This window comes from Chryseobacterium taichungense (assembly GCF_900109935.1).
Classification (GTDB): domain Bacteria; phylum Bacteroidota; class Bacteroidia; order Flavobacteriales; family Weeksellaceae; genus Chryseobacterium; species Chryseobacterium taichungense.
Genome location: NZ_FOBV01000007.1, coordinates 60,754 through 85,212, shown reverse-complemented (window position 1 = coordinate 85,212; position 24,459 = coordinate 60,754). Strand labels below are relative to the sequence as shown.

At 34.8% G+C, this 24,459-nt stretch carries 24 protein-coding genes; 1 reads left to right on the top strand and 23 read right to left on the bottom strand.

The genetic code is table 11. From position 1 onward, the window contains the following. The first annotated feature begins 449 nt into the window (after positions 1–449). Entirely contained in the window at positions 450–998 is a 549-nt protein-coding gene (locus tag BMW64_RS15200; RefSeq protein WP_143052710.1) for a helix-turn-helix transcriptional regulator, read from the top strand. Between the two features lie 76 nt (positions 999–1,074). Here the strand turns inward: BMW64_RS15200 and BMW64_RS15195 are convergent, their stop codons facing one another. The 23 genes from BMW64_RS15195 to BMW64_RS15080 all read right to left on the bottom strand — a co-directional run bounded on the left by BMW64_RS15195 (position 1,075) and on the right by BMW64_RS15080 (position 24,365). Next, positions 1,075–2,247, bottom strand: coding sequence for a proline dehydrogenase family protein (locus tag BMW64_RS15195; protein WP_090000811.1), 1,173 nt, complete (start codon positions 2,245–2,247; stop codon positions 1,075–1,077). Positions 2,248–2,311: 64 nt separating this feature from the next. Next, on the bottom strand, positions 2,312–3,241 hold the full coding sequence (locus BMW64_RS15190; RefSeq protein WP_090000810.1) for a UbiA family prenyltransferase: 930 nt from the start codon (positions 3,239–3,241) through the stop codon (positions 2,312–2,314). Positions 3,242–3,251: 10 nt separating this feature from the next. Next, the gene (locus tag BMW64_RS15185; protein WP_090000809.1) at positions 3,252–4,178 is read right to left on the bottom strand and encodes a mevalonate kinase family protein; all 927 of its coding nucleotides are present in this window, start codon (positions 4,176–4,178) and stop codon (positions 3,252–3,254) included. 255 nt (positions 4,179–4,433) lie between these two features. After that, on the bottom strand, positions 4,434–5,969 hold the full coding sequence (locus BMW64_RS15180) for an MFS transporter (RefSeq protein WP_090000808.1): 1,536 nt from the start codon (positions 5,967–5,969) through the stop codon (positions 4,434–4,436). 170 nt (positions 5,970–6,139) lie between these two features. Next, positions 6,140–7,321 (bottom strand): acetyl-CoA C-acyltransferase, encoded by a 1,182-nt coding sequence (locus BMW64_RS15175; protein WP_090000807.1) that lies wholly within the window; start codon positions 7,319–7,321, stop codon positions 6,140–6,142. A gap of 99 nt (positions 7,322–7,420) precedes the next feature. Further along, positions 7,421–7,804 carry a hypothetical protein gene (locus BMW64_RS15170; protein ID WP_090000806.1) on the bottom strand — a complete coding sequence of 128 codons (384 nt, stop codon included), beginning with the start codon at positions 7,802–7,804 and terminating at the stop codon, positions 7,421–7,423. Between the two features lie 148 nt (positions 7,805–7,952). Then, on the bottom strand, positions 7,953–9,047 hold the full coding sequence (locus BMW64_RS15165) for a hypothetical protein (RefSeq protein ID WP_090000805.1): 1,095 nt from the start codon (positions 9,045–9,047) through the stop codon (positions 7,953–7,955). Positions 9,048–9,123: 76 nt separating this feature from the next. Continuing rightward, positions 9,124–9,819, bottom strand: a complete 696-nt coding sequence (locus BMW64_RS15160) for a hypothetical protein (protein ID WP_090000804.1) — start codon at positions 9,817–9,819, stop codon at positions 9,124–9,126. Beyond that, the gene (locus BMW64_RS15155) at positions 9,797–10,342 is read right to left on the bottom strand and encodes an RNA polymerase sigma factor (RefSeq protein ID WP_090000803.1); all 546 of its coding nucleotides are present in this window, start codon (positions 10,340–10,342) and stop codon (positions 9,797–9,799) included. The genes BMW64_RS15160 and BMW64_RS15155 overlap by 23 nt, the downstream gene beginning before the upstream one ends. Positions 10,343–10,456: 114 nt before the next feature. Beyond that, entirely contained in the window at positions 10,457–11,791 is a 1,335-nt protein-coding gene (locus BMW64_RS15150; RefSeq protein WP_090000802.1) for an MFS transporter, read from the bottom strand. 16 nt (positions 11,792–11,807) lie between these two features. After that, a complete protein-coding gene (locus BMW64_RS15145; protein WP_090000801.1) occupies positions 11,808–12,407 on the bottom strand; it encodes a bifunctional nuclease family protein in 600 nt (199 codons plus the stop codon). Between the two features lie 186 nt (positions 12,408–12,593). Then, the gene (locus BMW64_RS15140) at positions 12,594–13,541 is read right to left on the bottom strand and encodes an electron transfer flavoprotein subunit alpha/FixB family protein (protein ID WP_090000800.1); all 948 of its coding nucleotides are present in this window, start codon (positions 13,539–13,541) and stop codon (positions 12,594–12,596) included. Between the two features lie 83 nt (positions 13,542–13,624). Then, positions 13,625–14,371, bottom strand: a complete 747-nt coding sequence (locus tag BMW64_RS15135) for an electron transfer flavoprotein subunit beta/FixA family protein (RefSeq protein ID WP_090000799.1) — start codon at positions 14,369–14,371, stop codon at positions 13,625–13,627. Positions 14,372–14,487: 116 nt separating this feature from the next. Then, positions 14,488–15,195, bottom strand: a complete 708-nt coding sequence (locus tag BMW64_RS15130) for an SDR family oxidoreductase (RefSeq protein WP_090000798.1) — start codon at positions 15,193–15,195, stop codon at positions 14,488–14,490. Positions 15,196–15,370: 175 nt separating this feature from the next. Further along, positions 15,371–16,321, bottom strand: a complete 951-nt coding sequence (locus BMW64_RS15125; RefSeq protein ID WP_090000797.1) for a T9SS type A sorting domain-containing protein — start codon at positions 16,319–16,321, stop codon at positions 15,371–15,373. A gap of 72 nt (positions 16,322–16,393) precedes the next feature. Beyond that, positions 16,394–17,773, bottom strand: coding sequence for a dipeptidase (locus BMW64_RS15120; protein ID WP_090000796.1), 1,380 nt, complete (start codon positions 17,771–17,773; stop codon positions 16,394–16,396). Between the two features lie 306 nt (positions 17,774–18,079). Next, the gene (locus BMW64_RS15110; RefSeq protein ID WP_090000794.1) at positions 18,080–18,382 is read right to left on the bottom strand and encodes a hypothetical protein; all 303 of its coding nucleotides are present in this window, start codon (positions 18,380–18,382) and stop codon (positions 18,080–18,082) included. 135 nt (positions 18,383–18,517) lie between these two features. Then, positions 18,518–19,663 carry a class I SAM-dependent methyltransferase gene (locus BMW64_RS15105; protein WP_090000956.1) on the bottom strand — a complete coding sequence of 382 codons (1,146 nt, stop codon included), beginning with the start codon at positions 19,661–19,663 and terminating at the stop codon, positions 18,518–18,520. A gap of 46 nt (positions 19,664–19,709) precedes the next feature. After that, a complete protein-coding gene (locus BMW64_RS15100) occupies positions 19,710–20,150 on the bottom strand; it encodes a DinB family protein (RefSeq protein WP_090000793.1) in 441 nt (146 codons plus the stop codon). Beyond that, a complete protein-coding gene (locus BMW64_RS15095; RefSeq protein WP_090000792.1) occupies positions 20,150–21,301 on the bottom strand; it encodes a methylmalonyl-CoA mutase family protein in 1,152 nt (383 codons plus the stop codon). Before BMW64_RS15095 ends, BMW64_RS15100 begins: the two co-directional genes overlap by 1 nt. 118 nt (positions 21,302–21,419) lie before the next feature. Then, entirely contained in the window at positions 21,420–21,776 is a 357-nt protein-coding gene (locus tag BMW64_RS15090; protein ID WP_090000791.1) for an FtsB family cell division protein, read from the bottom strand. 4 nt (positions 21,777–21,780) lie between these two features. Continuing rightward, positions 21,781–22,395 carry a uridine kinase gene (udk, locus tag BMW64_RS15085; RefSeq protein ID WP_090000790.1) on the bottom strand — a complete coding sequence of 205 codons (615 nt, stop codon included), beginning with the start codon at positions 22,393–22,395 and terminating at the stop codon, positions 21,781–21,783. Positions 22,396–22,514: 119 nt separating this feature from the next. Beyond that, entirely contained in the window at positions 22,515–24,365 is a 1,851-nt protein-coding gene (locus BMW64_RS15080; protein ID WP_090000789.1) for a T9SS type A sorting domain-containing protein, read from the bottom strand. Between the last annotated feature and the right edge of the window lie 94 nt (positions 24,366–24,459).

Below are 24,459 nucleotides of genomic sequence, written 5' to 3'. Positions count from 1 at the left end.
AAATGAAATCCCTGTGTTGATTTAATATTAAATAGTATTGCTAAGATCCCCTGTTAATAGCACTCTACACATATTTCAATTTTTAAAATAAGACCATTTAAAAGTGATTTATCGGTTTATCAGATATTTACAACAACCCTACCCCATTTTGTCTTTTAAAGACTGCTATTGCCTATGAATATAGGTAAAACAATTGTAAAATATGATTAATTAATTATTAATTAGTTTACTTCATGTATTACTTGAAGCTTAAAGAGTTTTATTGAGAGATGTTGAAAGTTTGTTAAATAAAAAATCTTGCATCATATTGCTTTTAATATAATATTTTGAAAATAAGTGCGTTATGAATTAACATTTGTATACAAATAAAATTTAATATTGTTTACTTTTGTATTTTTCAATTGTAAATTTTATTTTTACATTTGTAAAGTGATTGTAAAGCATAGTTTATGAGTTTAAATGAAAGAATTTCCAAGGTTATCGACTATTCAGGACTTACCCCTTCTGAGTTTGCTGATGAGATTGATGTGCAGCGATCTTCTATTTCTCATGTTACCTCTGGAAGGAATAAACCATCTCTGGAATTTATCATTAAAATAAAGTCACGTTTTCCTGAAATTCTCTGGGACTGGCTCGTGACAGGTGAAGGACAAATGCTCAAATCTGATTTACCTGAGATTAAAGTAACAGAAGATAAATCGCCGAAGTTGGCAGATGAGGAAAAGTCTAAACCAACATCTCTTCCCGATCTTTTTACAATGATGAATGAAGATGATGATTTTGGAGCAGATGAAAATGAAATTATACCGGTAAAAGAAACTCCCGGAGAATCGTTTATATCACACCAAAGTAAAGGACAAGAAAAAATAAACGATTCTCAGCGATTAGAAAATTATAATCCTGCAAATTTAAAACAAACTTCTGAAAATCAAGGAAGTACAATAAAACGTATTGTAATTTTCTACGAAAATGGCAAATTCGAAAGTTTTGAGCCATAAAAGGTGTTCCAGAAATATAGCACATAAAAAAACCTTGCAATCTGCAAGGTTCTATCAATATTTTTAAAACAGAAAATTATCTGCTATTTTTTCTCCTATCAAGTTCTTTTTTAATAAGACCAAGCTCTCTCCCGGTCTGACCGGCAACAGAAGTATTTTCCTGAGCTCTTCTTGTCAGGTACGGAACAACATCTTTTACAGGTCCGTACGGAAGGTATTTTGCCACGTTATATCCTTTATCTGAAAGGTAAAAAGTAATATTATCACTCATCCCGTAAAGCTGTCCGAAATAGACATGAAGATTGCCATTTTCAAGGCTTTTATCCTTCATCTTATCCATGACAAGCTCGGAAGAAATTTCATTATGCGTTCCAAAAAATGCTGAAACTTTATCGAGGTGATTCATCACAAAATCAATTCCTGCATTATAATTTTTATCAGAAGCTTCCTTATTCGGCTGTATCGGGTCAGGATAGCCTTTTTCTGCAGCTCTCGCTCTTTCCTTTTCCATGTAAGCACCACGAACGATTTTATAGCCAATAAAATATCCTTTTTCCCTTGCTCTCTGAAGATGTTCTTCCATATACTCTAATCTTCCGGTGCGGTACATTTGGATGGTATTCCAAACGATCGGTTTTTCCTGATTGTATTTTTCCATCATTTCTTCGCAAAGGTGATCTGCGGCATCCTGCATCCAGGTTTCTTCAGCATCCACCATTACTTTTTTATCATTTTCGTGGCATAATTGACAAACCTCATCAAATCTTTTAATGACTCTTTGCCATTCTTCCTTCTGGCTTGAAGTCAATTCTCTATTGTTGCCAACAGCTTCATAAAGATCAATTCTTCCGAAAGCGGTAGGTTTAAAAACAATAAAAGGAATCGCCGGGTTTCCAACAGAAAATTTTACGATATCTTTAATCTCTCTACAGACAGCATCAAATGTTTCCTCATCTTCCTTACCTTCAATGGAATAATCGAAAATACTTCCTACGCCTCTCTTGAATAACTGTTTCACCACTTTCATGCTTTCTTCACGAGTTTCACCGCCGCAAAACTGCTCAAATAAAGTGTTTTTTACAATTCCGGTTACAAAAGGAAAGTTATTATGAACGGAAAAATTAAGAACAGAAGTTCCTACTTTGGTGAGTGAAGGCTGCTCAATCATCTTGAACATCCAATACGCTTTTCTTAACTGTGCATCAGATTTATCTGCAAATGCGATTTTAGTATCGTTAAAAATGGGCATTACTTATTTAAATTTAAGGTTCTGCAAAGGTAAGAATAACCTTAGTTTTTTTAAAGAAAATTCTCTATAATTTGCCTTCCAGACCACTTAATAACATGGAAATAATTCCCAAAAAAATCCAAAATCTAAGAATGTTGATTGTGAGGAATTTGTTCTTCCTAAAATGGTTCATAATGAGATAAATACAAAGAATAAAGACAAAAAGTCCAACAGCAAAATAATAAGCCATAAATCCTGAAATTCCTGTGCGGAGAATCAGCTTCATTGATACAATCATCGTTGTTATAAGTAACGAAACAATAATTCCGTTAACCGTCTTACTGTCAAAATAATTGGGAATAGTCGTATAACCAAATGCTTTATCTACGCTTTTTGTTAAAGTATCTTTCACGATATCAATACATAGCAATACCAGAAAAAGAAAAACCGCCATTAAAAGAACTTTCTTTGAAAATGTTTCGTAATATACCATCATTCCGAAGAAAGGGTATAAGGTAAGGCTTACAAAAGTGAGATTATTGAGAATTAAAATACGGCTCAGCTTATGACTGTAAAACCACATAAAAAATTGGTAGACAATAAAAAACACGAAAACTTTGTGTGAGATCATCCATGCTACACTCAAAGAAATTACACTCAAAACAAGATAAGCATAAAGAAAATATTTTTGCTTGATAAAGCTTTGGATTCTTGTTCTGAAGGGCTTTACAATATGATCCTTTTCAAAATCGTAGAACTGATTGATGATTCCACCGGCTAAAATCGTAAGTACTGTACAGAAAATGATTCCGTGAACCTTAAAATCAAAGACAAACTTTCTGAAGCTTTCATCCTGATTAAAAAGGAAAAAAGTAGACACATACAGTGCAAAAGTAAGAAGTGCAGCAACAAAAAAGCGAGCTCCCAAAAGAAAGCCCACAAATTGTGATAATCTGTAAATAAAAGATTTTTTGATATATTTTTTCTCCTGGAAATTTTCTTTTTCAGAATTCATTTCCAACAGTTTAGAATCTGTAAATCACTTCTTTATTGAAGCCGTCAAGCATTTTTTCTGCTTTCTCGTAATCTTTGGTAAAACCTAAAATATAACCACCGCCACCGCTTCCGCAGAGCTTTAAATAATAAGCATTAGAATCCAGTCCTTTTTTCCATACATTAAAAAGACTTTCCGGAATCATCGGACGGAAGTGTTCATATGCCCAGTGCGAAAGTTTTTTTAGATTTCTGAAGAAAGGATTCATATCTTTTTTCAAAAATGCATCAATACAAGCATTATTATAGCGTATGAATTCTTCTTTCAACGTTTTTCTGAAACCTTCAGTTTTCATTTTTTCGAAGAAAATCTGTACCATTGGCCCTGTTTCGCCAGTCATGCCGGAATCAATAAGGAAAATAGCACCTTTCCCAGCTTCACTTGCAGGAATCGCAACTTTATCGACACTTTCTTTGCTTTCGATAAGAATTGGGAGATTCATATAACAGATTAATGGGTCTATTCCAGAACTTTTACCATGGAAATAGCTTTCCATTAAACCAAAAACATGTCTCAGATTTTTTAATTCGTCCTTTGAAATGTTTTCCGGCTCATGTTTTGAAATAGAATATCGTTCAAAAATAGCTGCTACGAGTGCACCTGAACTGCCTACTCCATATCCCTGCGGAATATTGCTGTCGAAAAATAGCCCTGAAGAAATCTCTTCTTTAAACTTTGAAACATTTAATTCAAAAGTTTGCGGAAGCTCCAGATTTTCCAAATAGCCGGCATAATTTTGAAGGTGTTCATTAGATTTTTTTTCAAATTCGGAATCTAATGATGAAAACTTGAGGGTACCTTTATAAAAACTATAAGGTAATGTCAAACCTTGGGAATCTTCAATGATTCCATATTCTCCGAACAAAAGAATTTTCGCGTAAAATAGTGGGTTTGTCATTTAATGTAAATAAATTTTTTGCAAATGTAAAATTATTCTGTTGAATATGAGCAAAACCCGCGCCGAATTCTAACATATTTTAACATTAAGCAAACTGTCTTTTTTTAAATATTGTAAAAAGTTGTTATTTTATATTAAAGTTAATAAAAAAGCCTGAAATAATCATTATTTAATTATAGCTAAAATATTAAAAAACTATAAAGCAACATAAAAAAAGACGCTTCCATGAGCGTCTTATTATCGTGAATATTTTGTCTAATTATTTTTCGGTGGAGTAAGCTTTAAAAATCTTATAAGAATTAAACCTACGAAGAAGAAAATTGCCATTGAAAATGCTGCAAACCTCATTCCTGAAGCAGATGGCAGTATGATATCTATTTTAGCGAAAATCTCTTTTAAGGAATCATATTTATCGATAAATAATGCAAAAACAAATGTTCCAACAATAATCGCTATTTTTTCCAGCACATCATAAAAACTGAAAAATGTAGTATTTTCCATAGAGTTTTCCGGTAAAAGCTTGGAATATGTAGATCTCGACATAGCCTGAAGACCTCCCATCACCAAACCTACTACAGCTGCCACACCATAAAACTGATATTCAACTGTAGGATTTTCCTTATTAAGGAAATATGCCCAAATACATGCAACAATCCATAATATAACAGCGATGGAGATCACATTTTTATTCCCTATTTTTCTTGATAATCTGGAAAAAATTACCGCCCCGATAATCGCTTCAATCTGAATTACCAATAAAGTTCCGATTAATTTATCCTGAGGAAGGTTAATTTCGCTTTTACCAAATAAAGTAGCCATCAGGAAGATCGTCTGCATTCCTACACTGTAAAAGAAAAAACTTGACAAGAAAAACTTCAGATTTCTGTGTTTAAAAAGTTCTTTTCCTACTTTAAAAAGCTCATTAAAACTTTCTTTCCCAATATCTTTATAGAAACAAAGATTGTCCTTTAAAACCTCAAAAAAGCCACCCTGCTCTTCGTGTTTTTTAAATATGTTTTTATAATTTAACAATACCAGATCTTTTGGAAGCTTTTCCTTCACGTCTCCAAACTGGGGTAAATGCTTGAAAGTATATTGTGAAAAACCAAACCACCAAGCTCCTGTTAATAAGAAACTTACTCTGGTAAACAATAACTGTTTTTCAGGATTTCCTTTGGCCACAACCTGAATTAACAGCAGGCAAATAATAACCAAAACGACAGAACCAATATATCCGTAAACATAGCCTTTCGCAGAAAGTGCATCCTGCTTATCACGGGTAGCGATATCCGGAAGGAATGAATTATAAAATACAAGACTTCCCCAGAAACCTACACTTGCTGTAATGCTGAAAAGTAAACCCAGAAAGACATTGTGCATTCCTGTAAACATTGCTAATCCCATACATGAAGTTGCTCCCAAATAACAGAAAAACTGTAAGAACGATTTCTTATTCCCGATCGTATCTGCTAATGAAGACAGAAATGGTGATAATAAAACCACGATAAAGAAAGAGATTGTGAGTGAATATCCATAGACAGCATCAGGCTGATATTCTTTTCCGAAAATCGTGATCATGTGCCTCACCGGAACATCAATATAGGATTTTGTTTCCTGTACATATTCTTTCTTTTCATACGCAGTGGTAAGAATAGAATAGTATATTGGGAAAATAGTAGAAGTAATCACTAAAGAATACACCGAATTGGCCCAGTCGTAAACCGCCCAGGCTTTCATGATCTTTGGATTATTTTTTATGTTTTGAGTTTGCAGATTCTCAATTTCAGACATTTCAAATAATATTAGTAGCACAAAAATAGGAAAACGAATGAATATTCAGAGATTTTATTTTGCTTGGGAGAAATTTTATTGTTCAGTTAAAATTGGAATTGAGGTTCTGATCAATTAAACAAAAATCCAGAAGCATAACTTCTGGATTTAAAAAATATTTTAATGATAAATTATTGCATATTCTCTATAACGATTGCCGAAGCACCGCCGCCACCGTTACAGATCGCTGCAGCTCCATATTTACCGTTATTTTGTTTTAAAACATTGATCAATGTAACAATAATTCTTGAACCTGAACTTCCAAGCGGGTGTCCAATGGCTACTGCTCCACCATTTAAATTCACTTTAGAAGCATCCAATCCTAAAATCTTATTATTAGCCAAACCAACTACAGAAAACGCTTCATTAAATTCAAAGAAATCGATATCCGTAAGTGACAAGCCTGCTTTTTTAAGAGCAATCGGAAGTGCTTTTGAAGGCGCTGTGGTAAAATCTTCCGGAGCCTGGGCAGCATCAGCATAAGAAACTATTCTTGCCAGCGGCTTAAGGCCTAATTCTTCCATTTTTTCTTTAGAAACAAGAATTAATGCAGATGCTCCGTCATTAAGTGTGGACGCATTTGCTGCGGTTACTGTTCCTTCTTCCTTTTTGAAAACAGTAGGAAGTGTCGGAATTCTGTCGAAATTTACTGCTTTATATTCTTCATCTTCAGCAAAAATAATCGGTTCTCCTTTTCTCTGAGGAATTTCTACCGGTACAACCTCATCAGCAAACTTTCCTTCACTCCATGCCTTGGCAGCTCTTTTATAGGACTCAATAGCGAAATTGTCCTGATCTTCTCTGGAAATACTGTAATCAGAAGCGCATTTTTCAGCGCAAACACCCATGTGTACTTTGTTGTAAACGTCTGTAAGGCCATCTAAAACCATTCCGTCCTGCATTTTTACATCGCCAAGTTTTGTTGCATTTCTGGCATTATAATAGTGAGGAACAAAAGACATATTTTCCATACCTCCGGCCACGATCACTTCAGCATCGCCTGCTTTTATGGCCTGTGCAGCCATCGTAACGGCCTTCATTCCTGAAGCACAAACTTTATTCACGGTTGTTGAAGGTGTTTCATTTGAAAGTCCTGCTCCCAGTGCAACCTGACGTGCAGGAGCCTGCCCTTCGCCAGCCTGCAGAACATTTCCCATATAGATTTCCTGAACCTGCTTCGGATCAAGACTGATTTTGTCTAATGCGCCTTTTACGGCAACAGCGCCCAGCTTTGTAGCCGGTACAGCTGCTAAACTTCCTAAAAAACTTCCCATCGGAGTTCTTACTGCGGAAACGATGAATACTTCTTTCATTTTTTATAATTCTATTTTTAATTTAAATATACCTTTCAGATTATTAATTTCACAAAATATTTATGTGTTTCTATTAATCTTTATTATTTCAAGAATCGATTACTTTTTTCTTATCGGAGCGAGAATAATAATGAAAGCTCCCAGGAACTCAACAATCCAGCCCCATCTTAATTTTACAATGCCTGCAAGCTTATCCTGCCATGATTTAAAAGGCATAAAACTGAAATATTCAGAAGCCTGAAGCTTTACTGCAAATAAGGTAAAGACAAATAATATCACCAGCAAAACGCCAAAAATCTTTGCCGTTTTTATACTGTTATTAACAATTCCAAACACAGATCCGGCGGCAAGAATCCAGCATGCAATGGCAAGAAAATGATCAAGCTTCCAGTAGTTCCAATTTCCAATTATGGGAACGTGAACCAATGGCAGAAAACTTCCTGCAACAACCAATACTACACCTAATAACTGAATATTTTTCATAATTCCTAAAATGCCAAAATACAAAAAAAAACACACTTATAATCAGTGTGTTTAAAAAGTAAATTTTATTCAGCTATCATTCATGAATGATAAAACAATTAATAAAAATTTAATTATTATGTAATATAAAATGAAAATCATTATATAATTAAAAACTTGCATTTAATAACTCTATTCCGATCTGAAGTCCATATTTGCTTCTGAGGTTTGCATTATTGTTAAATGTTGGCGTAAAATCTTTCTGTACATACACATTAAATCCTGCATATCCTATTCCTAATTTTCCTCCAAAAATAATGTCATTTACGCCATGATTGATAGATTCTCGTTCAACAATTTTTTTACTGTAATCGTTAGAATATCTGTTATAAATATTGCTGGCAATTCTTACACCGCCGTAAACACCAGCGACAATAGAAAACTGGCTTACTCTGTTGTTTAAGTATTTTGTACCGTTGTGTTCAATATATTTAGGATTCAGAACAAATTTAAAATCGACAGGAATAAAAAGATAATGATTGTTAATATGAGTATCTTTCAGATTTCCTTTTGTGAATTCTTTGGTATCCAGCGTCAGATTTTCCTGAGTAAACGTTTTTCCGTATTTAGCCTTCGACTGATCCCAACGGTAGCCAAGTCCTAACCGGTAAAAAAACGGGCTTGTAAAGCTTCCGAGCTGACCTTCATATCTCACCATATACATTGCGGAATTGAATACTGTATTTTTAAATTCCGAATTATTATTTAAAAATGCAAAAGGTTCATTTTTAGTGGTGTAGCTGGTTCCCACCAATGCTACCACGTATTGCCACGTACGAAGATAGTCAGCTGGTTTATTTTTATCTTCATCCATGCGTATTGATACACCACCCAGCCCGAAAACGATCTGATTTTTATCTTTATGCAGCGAATCGAGAGGCTTTAAAACGGCGTCTTTCACAGCCTGTCTGGTAAATTCCTCAAATTCGGTTTTATGAGCATCTATTTTTTCATTGATTGTCTCTTCATATTTTGAGGCAATGTCTGCTCTGAGCTTTTGTTTCTCATCACTTGTAATTTTGTTTTGCTTAAAATCGTGATCAACACCATCGAGCTCCTTATTCATTTTTATCTTTTCAGAAACTACGATGCTGTCAATCATTTTTGAATAATTCTTCATGGAAGCATTCATATTCGGAGTTTCCTGTGCAAATGAATATGAAAAGGCCATGAAAGCACTCACTAGGGCAATTTTAGTTTTCATGTATATTAATTTTTAGACAATATTTTAGTACTGATCATCTTTTGAACAATCTTTTTAATTAGAAAATAATAGTAATTTATTTGGAATCTACATAGACGGTTACTCCGAGTACGGTTACATTCTCAACATTGGGACGCGGTTTATCGAAATTAAAAATTCCAATTTTTATATCTTTTTTATACGGATTTTCCGTCGTTTTATCAAATTCTCTTCCTAAAAGGAGCTCATTTGAGTTGATATAAGAAGGCTTCACTTTTTTAACTTCAGCAATTACGGGAGCATGACTTTCAATTTTCGGAGGTATTATCGTAATCTTTTCATCCGTAGTTATCTCCACTTTTTGTGTCTTAATATCTGAAAGTTTAGCAATGGTTATTTTATTTTCGTCCTTAGAAACAGGAGTCGCATCGGAAGATTTTTTCTGATTTTCAGTGGCAATCTTTAAATTCTCAGCATTGGCTTGTGATGTATCTGTTTGGTTTTGAAATTCAGGACTTATCGGATTAATGGTTTGGTTTAAAACTTTCTTAACAGCATAATCGGTATTTTTATAATTGAACTCCTTTTTTCGCGAATTGAAATAAAAAATACTTCCCAAAGAAACAAAAAGTAATATAACGGCTGCATATTTCCACCACTGAAAAGGCTTTTCCACTACTTTTCCGGATTCTTCAGTCAACCTGATTTCCAGTCTGTTCCAGAGGTCAGAAGAAGGCATTTTTTCAAGCTCTTCGTAGTCTGATTTTAATTTATTTAATGTATTGTTTTTCATCCTTTTTTTTCTTTAAAAAATCAGTAATCCATTTTTTGGATTTGCTTAGCTGGCTTTTGCTTGTACCTTCAGAAATATTCAGTATTTCTGCAATTTCATGATGTTTTCTTTCCTCAAAAACATAAAGATTGAAAATAATCTTGTAGCCATCTGGCATTTTAGAAAAAATTTCATCGAGATCAACTGTTTCCATATCCTCATTCCAATCATCTTCCGGATATTCCAGGTTCTGTATTTCTACATCGGAGTACAGAATATTTTTACTTTTCCGAATCAGATTTATGGAATTATTAACAACAATTTTCCTCAGCCAGAACGGAAAACTTTTCCACTCTCTGCATTCATCAATTTTTGAAAAACAGATAAAAAAAGAATTCATTACAATATCTTCGGCATCGTGAATATTATTTACATAAGAGTTTGCAATGGCCAGCATTTTCGCTGAAAACATTTCGTAAAGTGCTTTCTGCCCTTTTCGATCCTGTTTTTTTGCCCTTTTAAAATTCTCTTCTAAATGCTTCATGTATCTGTTTCTATCTATAAGACGGAACTTCGATTAAATAGTTGCCTCAAAAAATAAAAAAATTGCACTTTTTTTGAAAGTGCAATCTAATATATTAATTATCAATAATAAAAGTTAATGTTTTATCTGCGAAATTTCTTCAGGATTGTGTTTGTGTTTAAAAACAATAGCAAAAGCAATAGTTACAATTAATGCGTATCCGGCAAAAATATACCAGGAAGTTTGCCATCCTGCAAGCTGTAAAGAAGGATCTGTCTGTGAGAAAACATAATGGTTGACAACTTCCTGTGCAGCCAACATTCCGATCGTCGCTCCGAAACCGTTGGTCATCATCATGAATACACCTTGTGCACTTGAACGTATGCTTCTATCAGTTTCTTTGTCAACAAATAATGAACCTGATACATTGAAGAAGTCGAATGCAATACCATATACAATCATGGAAAGGATAAACATCCAGACACCTCCGCCAGGATTTCCAAGACCGAATAATCCGAATCTTAAGAACCATGCAAACATTGCCATCAGCATTACCTTTTTAATCCCATATCTTTTTAAGAAAAATGGAATCAGTAATATACAAAGTGTTTCAGAGACCTGTGAAAGGGAAATAAGAGCATTAGCATTATTGGATCCCCAAGTATCTGCATATTCAGGGATTGCTTTAAAACTGGTTATAAAAGGATTTGCATATCCATTGGTGATTTGTAATGAAACACCGAGAAACATTGAAAATATAAAGAAAATTGCCATTTTTTTCTCTTTGAATAAAGCAAAAGCTTTGAGGCCAAGTGCATCAGATAATGTTCTTTTTTCGTTGCTTTTATTCACTTCACAATTTGGCAAGGTGAATGAATAAAAGAATAGAATAATACCTAAGATACCGGAAACGAAAAATTGACTGTAGCTGTGTTGAAAACTTGGAAAGTCTGTAGCGTTTGAAAAGTTGAACTTCAGGCTTCCATCCTGAATTCCAGCAAAATTTACGAACAACATGGCACAAATAAATCCTACTGTTCCCAATGTACGAATTGGCGGAAACGATTTAATTGTATCAAAATTGTTATTGACTAAAACTGTGTACGCCACAGAATTGGAAAGGGCGATCGTCGGCATATAGAAAGTCACACTTAAACTGTAAAGAATAAAAAGCTTTGAAAATTCTACATTCTCGCCCGCTGACATCCCGTAATATCCTGCCCAAATTAGAAAGACAGCAGCCAGAAAATGCGAAATCCCCAGAAGTTTCTGAGCCTGAATCCACCGGTCTGCAATGATCCCCATGATAGCGGGCATAAAAATCGACACAATCCCCTGCATCGCATAGAAAAGTCCTATTTTAGAACCCAGCCCAACTGAGCCCAGATAATTACCCATGGAGGTAAGGTAGGCACCCCAAACTCCAAACTGCAGAAAGCTGAGGATGATCAATCGTAATTTTAAATTCATCTTTTATATTATATCGCTAATCAATTTTCTTTTTCCTCCTTTTGATTTCTTCCTGAATTTCCAGGGCCGTATCGTAATCCTCTTCTTTGACGGCTTCATCCAGTAACTTTTGAAGTTCTTCCATTGAAACCGATCTGAGACTGTCTTCAGTATTTACTGTTTCTGAGAATGACTGTTCTTCTTTGGCTACATCTTCCAGTTCCAGAAGAATTCCTGCTTCGTTTAATACCTGTTGAGTGGTAAAGATTGGCGCATCAAACCTTACGGCCATAGCCACCGCATCAGACGTTCTTGCATCGAGAATCAGTTCTTCTTCGTTGGCTTTATTTTTAAAATTAATATTTGAAAAGAAAACGCCGTCTACGATCTGGTAAATGATAACAGAAACCAGCTCATAATTGGCAGAAACTATAAATTTTGTAAATAAATCGTGTGTAAGCGGACGGGGCGGATGTATATCTTTCTCCAGACCAAGAGAAATGGATTGTGCCTCGAAATTTCCTATAACAACAGGTAATTTTATATGTGTTTCTTCATGTTCCAATAACAATGCGTACGCTCCTGATTGTGTCTGGCTGTACGATATTCCGCGAATAATTAGCTGTTTATAATCCATAAGTACAAATATAGATTAATTTTTGAAAGTTTTTTTTACTTTTTAGACAAAAATAAAAGCCCGGAAGGGGCTTTTATAAGTGAATAGTGAATAACTTCTTGTCAATTTTGCTTCGCAAGTGAATTTCTAAAATATTCTTTTAAAAATTGACGAGTGAAACGGATTGACCATTGCCAATTCACTTTTTTATCCTTTTAATGCCTTAATTTTCTCTGTTAAAGCAGGAATAATCTGGAAAGCATCTCCTACCACACCATAATCGGCTGATTTGAAGAACGGAGCTTCCGCATCACTGTTGATAACAACAATAGTTTTTGAAGAGTTTACTCCGGCAAGGTGCTGAATGGCTCCTGAAATACCTACTGCAATATATAAATTCGGAGAAATCGCTTTACCAGTCTGCCCAACGTGCTCCGTATGAGGTCTCCATCCGATATCGGAAACTGGTTTAGAACATGCTGTAGCGGCGCCTAATACATTTGCTAGATCTTCGATCATTCCCCAGTTTTCAGGCCCTTTCATACCTCTTCCTGCAGAAACTACGATTTCCGCTTCCTTTAGGTCAAGTTTTCCTGAGCTTTGCTCGTGAGAGATCACTTTGGTATCTTCATTGGCAACAGAAAGATTTTTCACTTCTTCTGACCCTGAAACAGGATTTTCCTTTACCCCAAAAGCATTTTGTGAAACGGTAATAATCACTCCTGCCGATTCAGCTTTTGCATGCATGAAACCTTTTCCTGAGAAAGCTTTTCTTTTCACCTGGAATGGAGAAAGACTTTCCGGAGCATCCAGAGCATTGGTAATTAAAGAATGTCCGTTCATCACTGCCAACATTGGCGCAATCGAAGAAGCATCTGTGGTGTGTGGAAAAATGATGATATTTCCGTTTGCCACTTCACTGATTGCCTGAGCATAAGCTTTAGCCGAGAAACTTTTAAGACCTTCGTCTTTGATGTTGATTACATTTGATGCTCCGTATTTATACAATACATCTGAAGCATCGGTTGGGTTTACAGAGATTGCTGTTACGGTATCTCCAGCCTGATCTGCTACAGCTTTAGCATAAGAAACTGCTTCAAAAGCTGCTTTTTTATAAATTCCGTTTATATTTTCTGCGTATACGAATACTGCCATTTTTTTGAATTTTAAAATTAAAGGTTTAGGTTTAGGCTAAGATTTATAAAATTAAACCTCAAACTCAGCCTTAGCCATAATAATTAGATCACTTTCGCTTCTTCGTGAAGTAATCTTACCAATTCATCCAGATTATCAGGAGAAACCATTTTTACGGCAGCTCTTGGAGGTACGCTGTCATAAGAAACGCCCTGAACTTTCACTTCAGAAGAAGCCGGCTCTACTACCTGCAATGGTTTGGTTCTTGCAGACATGATTCCTCTCATATTTGGGATGATCAGATCTTTTTCATCAACCAATCCTTTCTGGCCGGCGATTACAGCAGGTAATTTTACAGAAATTGTTTCTTTACCTCCTTCAATTTCTCTTACGGCAGTTGCTTCACTTCCGTTAACATCTAACCCTACAGATGCATTTACGAAAGGCTGATTCAATAACTGGGCTACCATTCCCGGAACAGAACCTCCGTTGTAATCGATGGATTCTTTACCGCAAAGAATTAGATCATAACCTCCGTTTTGTGCTACAGCAGCGATTTCTTTAGCTGTTGAAAAGCTGTCTTTAGGATCAAGATTTACTCTTACAGCATCATTAGCACCGATAGCCAATGCTTTTCTTATAACGGGTTCTGTAGCTGCATCACCTACATTGATTACCGTTACGGCAGCTCCCTGTGATTCTTGCAGTTTAATTGCTTTTGTTAAGGCAAATTCATCCAAAGGATTGATTACCCACTGAATTCCGTTTTTGTCGAATGCGGATTTATCCGCGGTAAAGTTAATTTTTGAAGTAGTATCGGGAACACTACTAATACAAACTAATATTTTCATATGTTGTTTTAATTTTTTGCTTTAAAAGCCTTAAAGTTTTATTCGCTAATATAATTAAAAAATATATTATGCATGCATAATACTTAGTAAATTATTATTCAGCGCATTAGATGTATTTAATTGGCTGGTTTTGTTGCCCTAAATTCTATCTTGCTTGGTAAAACCCTAGGATTCATCTTTAAAATATCAAGAACAAGATTTCCCATATCTTCCGGTTGAATCTTCCATGCATCCTTTTCAGAAGGAATATTACCGTTAAAATGTGTGGCTACCGAACCAGGCATAATGACTGTGCACTTGATATTATATTTTCTCAGATCAATCATGGCAGCTTGTGTAAAGCCGACAACCCCAAACTTTGAAGCGTTGTAGCCTGATCCGTTTTCGAAAAAATTGCTTCCTGCCAGACTGGCAATTGTGATATAATATCCCTGAGTTTTCTTAAGCTCATCCACAGAGGCTTTTAATGTATAAAATACACCTGTTAGGTTTGTTTCAATCATATCATTCCAATCTTCAGCAGAAAGCTGATCAACCGGTTTAAACACACCAAGTCCGGCATTAGCTATGACAAAGTCCAGTTGTCCGAATTTCTGTATGGTATATTTTATTGCCTCTTCTTCACTTTCTAGATTTCTTACATCTGAAACGATTCCCAACACATTTTTAGAATATTTTTTTAGTTCATTCTCTGCTTTCTCAACATCATCTCTTTTTCGTCCTGAAAATGCAACTGAAACTCCGTTTTCAAGTAGGGTTTTAGCAATTCCAAAGCCGATACCTTTCGTTCCACCTGTAATATAAGCTACTTTATTGTTTATCATATTTTTTGATTTAGCTCTTAAAAATAAGAAAAACGATTTAAAATAAGTTTATTTGGGGACTAACATTTGTCAGTTTAAATATATACCAAGAAAAAAGCGCTTCATTAAATGAAGCGCTTTAATAAATATTTTTAGAATATTTTAGTTTGAGATTATTTCCCCAAAATTAAAATGATTAATCTTTAATTATCTTTTGAATGTATACTTTACCATCACTAGCCTTCACTCTTAAAATATAATTTCCTTTTGCATATGAAGACATATTTACTTCATTAACATTTTTGCTGTTGCTGATAGAAGTAATTACTCTTCCGTTAAGATCATAAATATCAATAGATTCAGATTTCAGGTTATTAAATAATTTAAACTTAAGAACGTCTTTAACAGGATTAGGATAAATCTGAAGGTCTGGAGAATTGATCACTTCAGTAGTTCCTAAAGTAGAGTTCTGGCCCGTAATTGTCATCACCCATTTTGCAGAAGCAAAACCAGCCAAAGCACCTGTACCAGTAGCTATAGGATCAGTAAGCCCACAAGTTTCAGAAACGAGATAGGAAGGACCTGTTTGTGCACTGGTATTTGTTCCCATATAAAATCTTTCATATGGATTACTACTTGTACCAGTATGACCTGTTGCACCGTCATGCCAGATTTCAATCACAAAATTAGACCCTGCAGGAATAATTTGATTTACACTTGTACCCGTATTTACCATTGCTGCATTATTGGCAGAAGAAACATTTACTGTAGTAAGTGGTGTATCTCCAGAAACCGAAGTCAGATCTAGAGGATCTAGCGTAGTAGCTGATGTAGTATAAAGCCAAACTTCAACAGGAAAAGCCCCTCCTACATCCGTAGAACTTCCTGCGATTGTTCTTGATGCCAATTGCACACCAAAAGCAATATTAGTAATTCGGTAATTATAATTAATTCCATAATCTGATAATTTAAATAATCGCAAGTAAGAATTGTCAGCTGTATAATAGTTAGTACTCGTAGAACCACTTGCACAAGCTACTGAACCTGTTGCAGCAACTGTGTTAGGCGTTGCATTCTGTGTAATAACTTGTGCATTCATTAGGCCTGCTGTAGCAAAAGCCATAAAAGAAAATAGAACTTTTTTCATAGTAATTTTTATTTTTTGCTAATATAAAAAAAATTGTTCAAAAAGTATCCTAAAGTAAATATTATTTAACAATTACTTCACATAATTCTCAAAAAACAGCGGTATACTTTCAATTCCCTTATAAAAATTAAATAATCCGTAATGTTCATTAGGAGAATGGATCGCATCTGAGTCAAGACCGAATCCCATTAATACGGACTTAGCACCCAAAACCTGCTCGAACATTGCTGTAATAGGGATACTACCCCCTCCTCTGTATGGAAGAACTTCTTTTCCGAATGTAGATTCCATGGCTTTTTTCGCAGCCAAAAACTCTTTTGTATCTGTCGGTAAAACATACGGCATTCCTCCGTGATGTGGCGTAACTTTTACTTTTACATTTTCGGGAGCTATTTTCTCAAAATATCTGGTGAATTTTTCTGTAATTTCTGCAGGAGTCTGGTAAGGAACAAGGCGCATCGAAATTTTGGCAAAAGCTTTAGATGGAATTACCGTTTTTGCCCCTTCACCTATATAACCTCCCCAGATTCCATTACAGTCTAATGTAGGACGGATTGAGGTTCTTTCCAAAGTAGTATATCCTTTTTCACCTTCTACTCCATTTAAGCCAATGGATTTCTTAAATTCTTCAGGATTGTCTTTCAACTTATTCATCTCCGCTCTTTCAGTATCTGAAACTGTTTCTACATTATCATAGAAACCGTCAATAGTGATATGCCCATCTTCGTCGATAAGCTTGGCAATCATTCTCGAAAGTACATGAATTGGGTTTGGCACCGCACCACCATATAATCCGGAATGAAGATCTCTGTTGGGACCTTCTACCTCAACTTCTACGTAGCTTAGTCCTCTCAGCCCTGTAGTAACCGTTGGCTGTTCATTGCTGTAAATATGAGTATCTGAAATTAAAATACAGTCACATGAAAGTTTTTCCTTGTTTTCATTTACAAAATCACCAAGACTTACGGAACCCACTTCCTCTTCTCCTTCTAAGATAAATTTAACATTACAAGGAAGAGCATTGGTTTTCATCATAGCTTCGAAAGCTTTAAGATGCATAAAAAACTGTCCTTTATCATCAGCCGAACCTCTTGCAAAAATGGCTCCTTCAGGATGCAGTTCAGTTTTTTCAATATAAGGTTCGAATGGCGGCTTTTTCCAAAGCTCAAGCGGATCTGCCGGCTGAACGTCATAATGCCCATATACCAGAACGGTTGGCAGGTTTTTATCTAAAATTTTTTCTCCAAAAACAATAGGATATCCTTTGGTCTGACAAACTTCCACATTATCTGCTCCTGCATTTTTCAGGTGTGCTGCTACAACATCCGCACATTTCAGGACGTCTTCCTTATAAGCCGGATCCGCAGAAATTGAAGGAATTCTCAGTAACTCAAATAATTCATCCACGAAACGCTGTTTGTTTTCGTTGATGTAATTTAATGTTTCTTGCATCGTAAAATTTATTTTGCTAAAAGTAAAAAAATTACCACGCCGGGACAAACAAAAAGATATAATTTTCTTCAGGTTTTACGATATACTTCACTGATGAAAATGTGAAATATTTATACAAGGACGAAAATCCTAGCCCGGATCTTAGCGGTTACCCCACAGCGGGGATGGAGTGTTGGAGAGTACGAGGGTTTGGTGTTGGAGCGCATCGGCAAAGGTCGGCGCGAGGAGTAGTAGCGGAGAGCCGGATCAAGCTACCAAAAAAATATCCCGCATTTCTGCAGGATATGTCTATTTTTCTTATCTAAATTAGTGTTCAGCCTTTGGAGTCTGAGAACCTTCCGGAATTGGAGTCGCATCAGAATGCTTATTGTTTTCTTCTTTATGCTGTACCGCTCCGGCAGTATCTGTTTTAACAGGTGTTTCATGGCCGTCATGAGCGTCTCCTCTGTATTCAGAAAGATTATCCTGCTCACCGCTTGTCTGTTCGTCATCAGAATATCTTTCTACACCTTCTTCAAGTTTTAAAGTATCCTTATTTCCGCCAGCCTGGATTTTTTTACAGCTTACCGCAACAGTAGCAAGGGCTAAACAAATAACTAATTTTTTCATATGGAAAATTTATTTTTTAATGTATCATCTGAATCGCTTTATCGGAGTGCTTGAATAATTTCAGCATCGAGCGATTTCAGGCTTATTTTTTTAATTGTCCAAAATTAAGAAATCTTGCATTTTACAGCAACATTTTTATACTGATTTTAAAATTATTTTACCTTTTTTGGACTGTGTAAAAATAAGATAATGATCGCCTCCATCTTTCAAATTGTATTTTTTCTTTATTTCCTCCGGTTTTAAAGGATAATTTTTTGAAATGATATTGTACTGGCTTTTCTTTTTAATCTTTTTAGGATCAGTGATTTCCATTTCGAATATTCTTCCTGGAAAATTTTCAATTCTTAAATCTGAGGTATAGATGTGAGTATTGGGATGAAGTTTTTTCAATCCTGCCTTTTGTGAAATAAGATTAAAGATACCTGCTTTTAGAATAGTATTATTAGGGATGTATATATATTTTTCCGGTTCTCCGTAATTTGCAACAGCCTCTTCTTCCTCGCCGATTATAAACTCAAAAGGTGGATCATCCGTTTCAAGATTTGTACAATTGCAGATTATTTCCCGGTGATTTTCTCCAGATAAAAAGACAACAATTTCTTTAACATCATTTTTAACGGCAATAATTTCGATCCTGAAAACACCCTTCAATACAGAAAGTAAATATTTTATATCAATTAAGGGCGATAATTTTATTACTACCTTATCACCTATGGAAACCAGTTTTTCCTGAATTTCAAGAATATTCGGCGACAGATCTTCAAGGAGAAAAACTTTATTTTTATTATGGTCTCTTCGTGCTGGATCAAGATAAATTACATCAAACAATTCTTTATTTTCAGTGAGGAAATCTTCAAGTTTCTGGTGTATAAATTTTGCTTTTTTTTCTAAAATATTCCAATTATGCTGAACAATATTCAAAAGCTCGTTATTTTGTTCTACAAGGGTAATATCTTGAAAATTTTGTGACAGATAGTAAGCATCAATCCCAAAACCACAAGTAAGATCGATAAACGATTTGCCTTTTAACAACTGTGATTTGTACTGGGCGGTCTTTTCGGAAGAAGACTGTTCTAAATTAAGTTGTGGAGGAAAAACTATACCTTCTTTCAGTAAAAACGGAAACTTTTTCTGCGCAACTTGTTTTCCTCTGATCTGCTGAACAATTTCCTGCATGGAAACCTCTGGAAAAGGTGATTTTTTTAATAACAATACATGCAAATCTGTATTCAGATTGGCGCTGATATATTCTTGAATTTGTTGATCTAATAATTTATCTATCACAAGTTGAAGTAAGTTAACAAAAAGAACTTAAAATCAATTAAATTTATCTTTTATAAAAAATGTAATCCGTTAAAACCGGCTCTATTCCGTTTTGCTTCAATAATGAATTGATCTGTCCTCTATGATAGGTTGAGTGGTTGATTGCCTGAAAAAGCATTTCAAAAACAGTATTTTCAAAAGCCACTCCTCTTGAGTTTTGGTATGTGATCTTTTGGTCAGGATCAAAATTATTGATGACTTCAATACTTTTTTCAAAGTTTTGCTGATTAATTTCTCCTAACGCTTCAAAAGGATTCATCTGCCATACTTCAAACGTTTTTTCGTTCAAAATTCTTGAGTTCCAGATCTGTTGGGCATTTAAAGTATGGTTGATAAGGCTAATCGTTTTCTCATCAACTCTTTCCAAATTTTCGGAAATAACTTTAATCATCTCAGTGTTAAAATGATAAGTATATTCAAATAAATCAATTAGTTTTTCTTTCATTATTCAAACATCTGAGCCCATCTTACAGGCTTTATTTCACTTTCATTATACATATCTTCGGCAGCTTTTTTAGCCTCTAATTTGGGATATAAGTTAACGCCAATAAGCTTTATTTTTCCGTTTTCTACCCACTTCTGCTCTTCTAAAGCATGGTTGTAGATCTGCTTTTGAATCGTTCCGCTTTTTAACAGCTCAAGATAACCTCCTGCTTCTTCAATTTCAAGGAAATAAGTCCATGATTTTTCAGCGATCTGCCGGGTAATATCTTCTACAAAATAACTTCCGTTAGAAGCGTCTTCAAAAACATTAATAATGCTTTCATAAGCCAGAACAATCTGTTGTTTAAAAGAAATTTCTTCCGAATTTTCCGTAGTTCTGTCCACAAGATAATTGTTGCTGAAAACAGCATCAGCTCCGCCAATCATTGCGGAAGCGAGCTCTAAGGTTGAACGGATCAGATTATTTTCATTATCCGATACCGCTTTATTTCTAAGCGATGTTTCTGCAAAAATATATGGAATTTCGTCTACACTGTATTCCTTGGATAATTCGTTAAAAACAAGTTTAAAAGCCCTTAATTTTGCCATTTCAAAGAAATAATTTCCTCCGATTGCTATTCTGAAAATTAATTTATTTAAAATTTCCGGGCCATACACTTCAATCAATTCTTTAGTTTTTGCCAATGCAATTCCTAATTGCTGATACATTGCGGCTCCTGCGTTCTGGTGTAAAGAAATATCAACACAAATATTTCTTCTGAATTGCTTTGCCAGTAATTCTTTAACCAACTGATCATTTATTACAGCTTCTTTTTCATCAAAAACATCAATTAATGAAAAATACTGATCCTCTTCTTTCGGGCTGATATGTCCGGCAAGATCGATATCGTCGATAAAAATCGTTTTCTGTGCAAGATTTTCGACGTTGTGATCCAAAAGGAATGCAAATACATCCTCTTCCAGACTTTCATGATATTTTGCCACCAGATGTGTATTTTCTTCTACTTTCGGAAGATTTACCAATGGCGTATTAATTCCGTCATAGAACGGCTTTACTACAATTCCTTCTAAATTTTCTTTAGTAAGAACAGAATAAATATCTTCGGTTTTAAGTTGTTTTCTGACTAAATTTTCCCAAGCTGTATTTGACATGGCGAATGGATTATAGGTGGTGGTCAATTGTGAACGGTGAATTTACCAAACAGGCTTATTTTTTACCTTGTGATATTGACAGGCGCAGCGAATTCACCATTCACCATTCACTTTTTAATTATTTCTTTGCTACTTTTGTGCTGTCTACGACCAGAATAAAAATTTCTTCATTCGGCTTTTTCATAAAATAATTTTCTCTGGCGTATTTTTCCTTTTCAGATTTATTGTTCATCAGTTTTTTATAAAACGTGTCATTTTTTTCATATTCGGTTTTATAGTACTGAAGCTGTTCTTCATATTTGTTAATCTCACCATTCAGTTCATTGATTACCAGGAATGAAGTTTTATCAAAAAAAATCATCCAGACCAGAAATAGACAAATTGTGATGGTATATTTATTAAAAATATACTTCTGAATAAATTTAAAAGTGTCAGATTTTGGCTGAATATCTTTGATAAGTTTGGTCCCTTTCATGTATTTAATGTTTTCTCAGAGAGTTTTTAATCACAGTTGTTAAAAAATCAATCGCCACGGAATTTTGCCTCATGTTTGGAATGATAAGATCTGCTTCATTTTTTGAGGGCTCAATAAATTCCTGATGCATAGGTTTCAGAGTCGTCTGATAACGGTGCAAAACTTCATTTAAATCCCTTCCTCTTTCCTGGGTATCACGTCGTATTCTTCTGATCAGTCTTTCATCGGAATCCGCGTGTACAAAGACTTTAAGATCAAATTCTTTTAAAAGCTCCTTATTGGTAAGAACGAGAATTCCTTCTACTACCAAAACATTTTTAGGCTCTACGGTAACATGATCTCCGGTTCTGGAATGGGTTACAAAGCTGTAAATCGGCTGCTCAATAGGCTCATTATTCTTTAAAGCTTTCACATGTTTTATCAATAAATCAAAATCAATGGATTTCGGATGATCATAATTCAAAGCTTCCCTTTCAACCAATGTAAGATTATGATTATCATGATAATAATTATCCTGTGAAAGGATGTTCATTCCTTCAATATCAAGCTGCTGAATAATTTTGTCAACAACTGTAGTTTTGCCGGATCCTGTTCCTCCTGCAATTCCTATTACAAGCATTCTTTTTTATTTCTTTATCGTTTTACAAATATACTATTTTAGTTGAATGCAAATAAAAATATGCTATCTGAAATTCTTTAAAACAAAAAATCCGATGCTTTACGACACCGGATCTATTTTTATTTTTTAATAAATTTTGTTGACAATTCTAATCCTTTTATCTTTAAAATATAATCTCCTACCTGCAGTTGTGAAACATTTATTGAGTTTCTACCATTTGTAATGGTTGTTTCTATTACTTTTCTACCTTCCATGTTGAAGATTTCTACTTTTTCTTCTTTATTTATTTTCATGGAAATATTTAGTACATCCGAAACCGGATTAGGATAAATTGCAATAATCTCTTTTTTAAACACATCCTCTACGCCCAATTGGCAGGAATAAGCCGGCATAGTATATCCTGCTGCCGTAAATTCTGTCGTCATTTGTGTAATATCACTGCAGGTAAACCCAAACGTTCCCAACATATCAATAGCCGCCTGTCTTACGGCAATAGCGGCATTTTCCTGGTTTGTACTAGAACTTGTCATTGCTAACCCTTCAAGAAATGCCCTGTCCGTTTTTTCTTTTCCTATAGCATTATAAATTCGCATTAATGCAGAAGCCCATATTTGTCCGTCTGTATGTATGGAACCGGTCAATCCTCCAGGATAAGCTGCAGTATAATTTGTTATTCTTCCCGGCCAGAAAGAATTATGCCCATCCCAATTGAACATCCAGTGATAAGCAGCATCCGTAGGTTGCCACTGATTTAAGCTTCTACTGTATGATTGTGCCCAATAGTCACCACAACCTTCGCTCAAACCATCTACCTGTGATAATCCTCCATTAGTAATCCAATCATGAATCCCGTGTCCTAACTCATGGAGAATAACGTCTGCATCTTCTGCATCGTCCACACCACCTTCTCCAAATGTCAAAATCTGTGTTGATCCCACATAATGAGAGTTATCGGAACCATTAAATCCATGTGGATCAAATTTCAATACACCTGCGTTCTGTGTAGGTTTACAAAGAATTCCAAGAGTCAAATTAATATACCTTAAATTATTATCGAGATGCCAATAAGCATTTACAGCTTCAAATCCCTGTTCATTTCTATTAAAAAGAAATTGGTTATTGGTCTGTGTAAAGAGGCCTGTTGTCGGAGCTTCCAAATCTGCAATTTCTACATAGGTTCCTTTTAACTTATAGATTCCTGCATTCAATTCAAGCTCAGGAATAGTAACTAAAGTTCTTGCAGCATCCAGGCTCGCATTTGTAGCATCATTGCCATCAACATACTGACCTCCATAAGCTACCTGAGTCTTAGAGAGTGGATCTGGATTAAAAATATAAGCTGAACCTGTAACTAAGGTATTTTTTTTCGTTATACTTTGTTTACTTGTCTTTTTCGGAGGATTTTCAGATTTTTCTTTATGATAAAAAGAAATATCTTTTACACTGATCACATCACCATTATGAGCATCAATAATTGTCTCCCAATCACCAGGATTATCATAAGAATTTGTTATTACACGGTAAACCAGTTTGGTATGCCCTTGCTCTGTAACATAAACAAAAAGCTTGTTTTCTTCAAAAGTAGTCTCTCCTTTAGAATGCGATGCAATATATGCTTTTTTTATGGCTTCAGTAGGAGAAAATGAAGGAATTGTATTGATCTCTTGTACGTTCTTTTTAAAACTTTCTGTAGAAGTATAGGTTAAATTGTTCTGCTTATTAAAATGAACTATAATTTCAGATTGAAAAACAGGTACATCTTTAATCATGTGTTGAAAACGTAGGGTTTCACCTGTGCCTCCTTTTCTTACAAAGTTTAGTTTAAATTGACTGAAGCTTTGGATCCCTAAGTTTCTAGAATTTTCTATTATCCATTTTCTTGCCGGAACTTCAAAAGATGATTCCTGGCCCATTAATGCTGAAGCAGACATTAAACAACCAAGAATTAGCAAATTTAATTTTATTTTCATACAAATGTTATTTAAGATGATAAAAGTATCAAAAATATTATGAAATATTCAAAATTAAATTTAAAATACTGATTAATATACATCAAATTATTAT

Bases quoted from the DNA above. Each gene is read 5' to 3' on its own strand.
- BMW64_RS15200 (WP_143052710.1), top strand. From the start codon at position 450: ATGAGTTTAAATGAAAGAATTTCCAAGGTTATCGACTATTCAGGACTT.
- BMW64_RS15195 (WP_090000811.1), bottom strand. From the start codon at position 2,247: ATGCCCATTTTTAACGATACTAAAATCGCATTTGCAGATAAATCTGAT.
- BMW64_RS15190 (WP_090000810.1), bottom strand. From the start codon at position 3,241: ATGAATTCTGAAAAAGAAAATTTCCAGGAGAAAAAATATATCAAAAAA.
- BMW64_RS15185 (WP_090000809.1), bottom strand. From the start codon at position 4,178: ATGACAAACCCACTATTTTACGCGAAAATTCTTTTGTTCGGAGAATAT.
- BMW64_RS15180 (WP_090000808.1), bottom strand. From the start codon at position 5,969: ATGTCTGAAATTGAGAATCTGCAAACTCAAAACATAAAAAATAATCCA.
- BMW64_RS15175 (WP_090000807.1), bottom strand. From the start codon at position 7,321: ATGAAAGAAGTATTCATCGTTTCCGCAGTAAGAACTCCGATGGGAAGT.
- BMW64_RS15170 (WP_090000806.1), bottom strand. From the start codon at position 7,804: ATGAAAAATATTCAGTTATTAGGTGTAGTATTGGTTGTTGCAGGAAGT.
- BMW64_RS15165 (WP_090000805.1), bottom strand. From the start codon at position 9,047: ATGAAAACTAAAATTGCCCTAGTGAGTGCTTTCATGGCCTTTTCATAT.
- BMW64_RS15160 (WP_090000804.1), bottom strand. From the start codon at position 9,819: ATGAAAAACAATACATTAAATAAATTAAAATCAGACTACGAAGAGCTT.
- BMW64_RS15155 (WP_090000803.1), bottom strand. From the start codon at position 10,342: ATGAAGCATTTAGAAGAGAATTTTAAAAGGGCAAAAAAACAGGATCGA.
- BMW64_RS15150 (WP_090000802.1), bottom strand. From the start codon at position 11,791: ATGAATTTAAAATTACGATTGATCATCCTCAGCTTTCTGCAGTTTGGA.
- BMW64_RS15145 (WP_090000801.1), bottom strand. From the start codon at position 12,407: ATGGATTATAAACAGCTAATTATTCGCGGAATATCGTACAGCCAGACA.
- BMW64_RS15140 (WP_090000800.1), bottom strand. From the start codon at position 13,541: ATGGCAGTATTCGTATACGCAGAAAATATAAACGGAATTTATAAAAAA.
- BMW64_RS15135 (WP_090000799.1), bottom strand. From the start codon at position 14,371: ATGAAAATATTAGTTTGTATTAGTAGTGTTCCCGATACTACTTCAAAA.
- BMW64_RS15130 (WP_090000798.1), bottom strand. From the start codon at position 15,195: ATGATAAACAATAAAGTAGCTTATATTACAGGTGGAACGAAAGGTATC.
- BMW64_RS15125 (WP_090000797.1), bottom strand. From the start codon at position 16,321: ATGAAAAAAGTTCTATTTTCTTTTATGGCTTTTGCTACAGCAGGCCTA.
- BMW64_RS15120 (WP_090000796.1), bottom strand. From the start codon at position 17,773: ATGCAAGAAACATTAAATTACATCAACGAAAACAAACAGCGTTTCGTG.
- BMW64_RS15110 (WP_090000794.1), bottom strand. From the start codon at position 18,382: ATGAAAAAATTAGTTATTTGTTTAGCCCTTGCTACTGTTGCGGTAAGC.
- BMW64_RS15100 (WP_090000793.1), bottom strand. From the start codon at position 20,150: ATGAAAGAAAAACTAATTGATTTATTTGAATATACTTATCATTTTAAC.
- BMW64_RS15095 (WP_090000792.1), bottom strand. From the start codon at position 21,301: ATGTCAAATACAGCTTGGGAAAATTTAGTCAGAAAACAACTTAAAACC.
- BMW64_RS15090 (WP_090000791.1), bottom strand. From the start codon at position 21,776: ATGAAAGGGACCAAACTTATCAAAGATATTCAGCCAAAATCTGACACT.
- udk (WP_090000790.1), bottom strand. From the start codon at position 22,395: ATGCTTGTAATAGGAATTGCAGGAGGAACAGGATCCGGCAAAACTACA.
- BMW64_RS15080 (WP_090000789.1), bottom strand. From the start codon at position 24,365: ATGAAAATAAAATTAAATTTGCTAATTCTTGGTTGTTTAATGTCTGCT.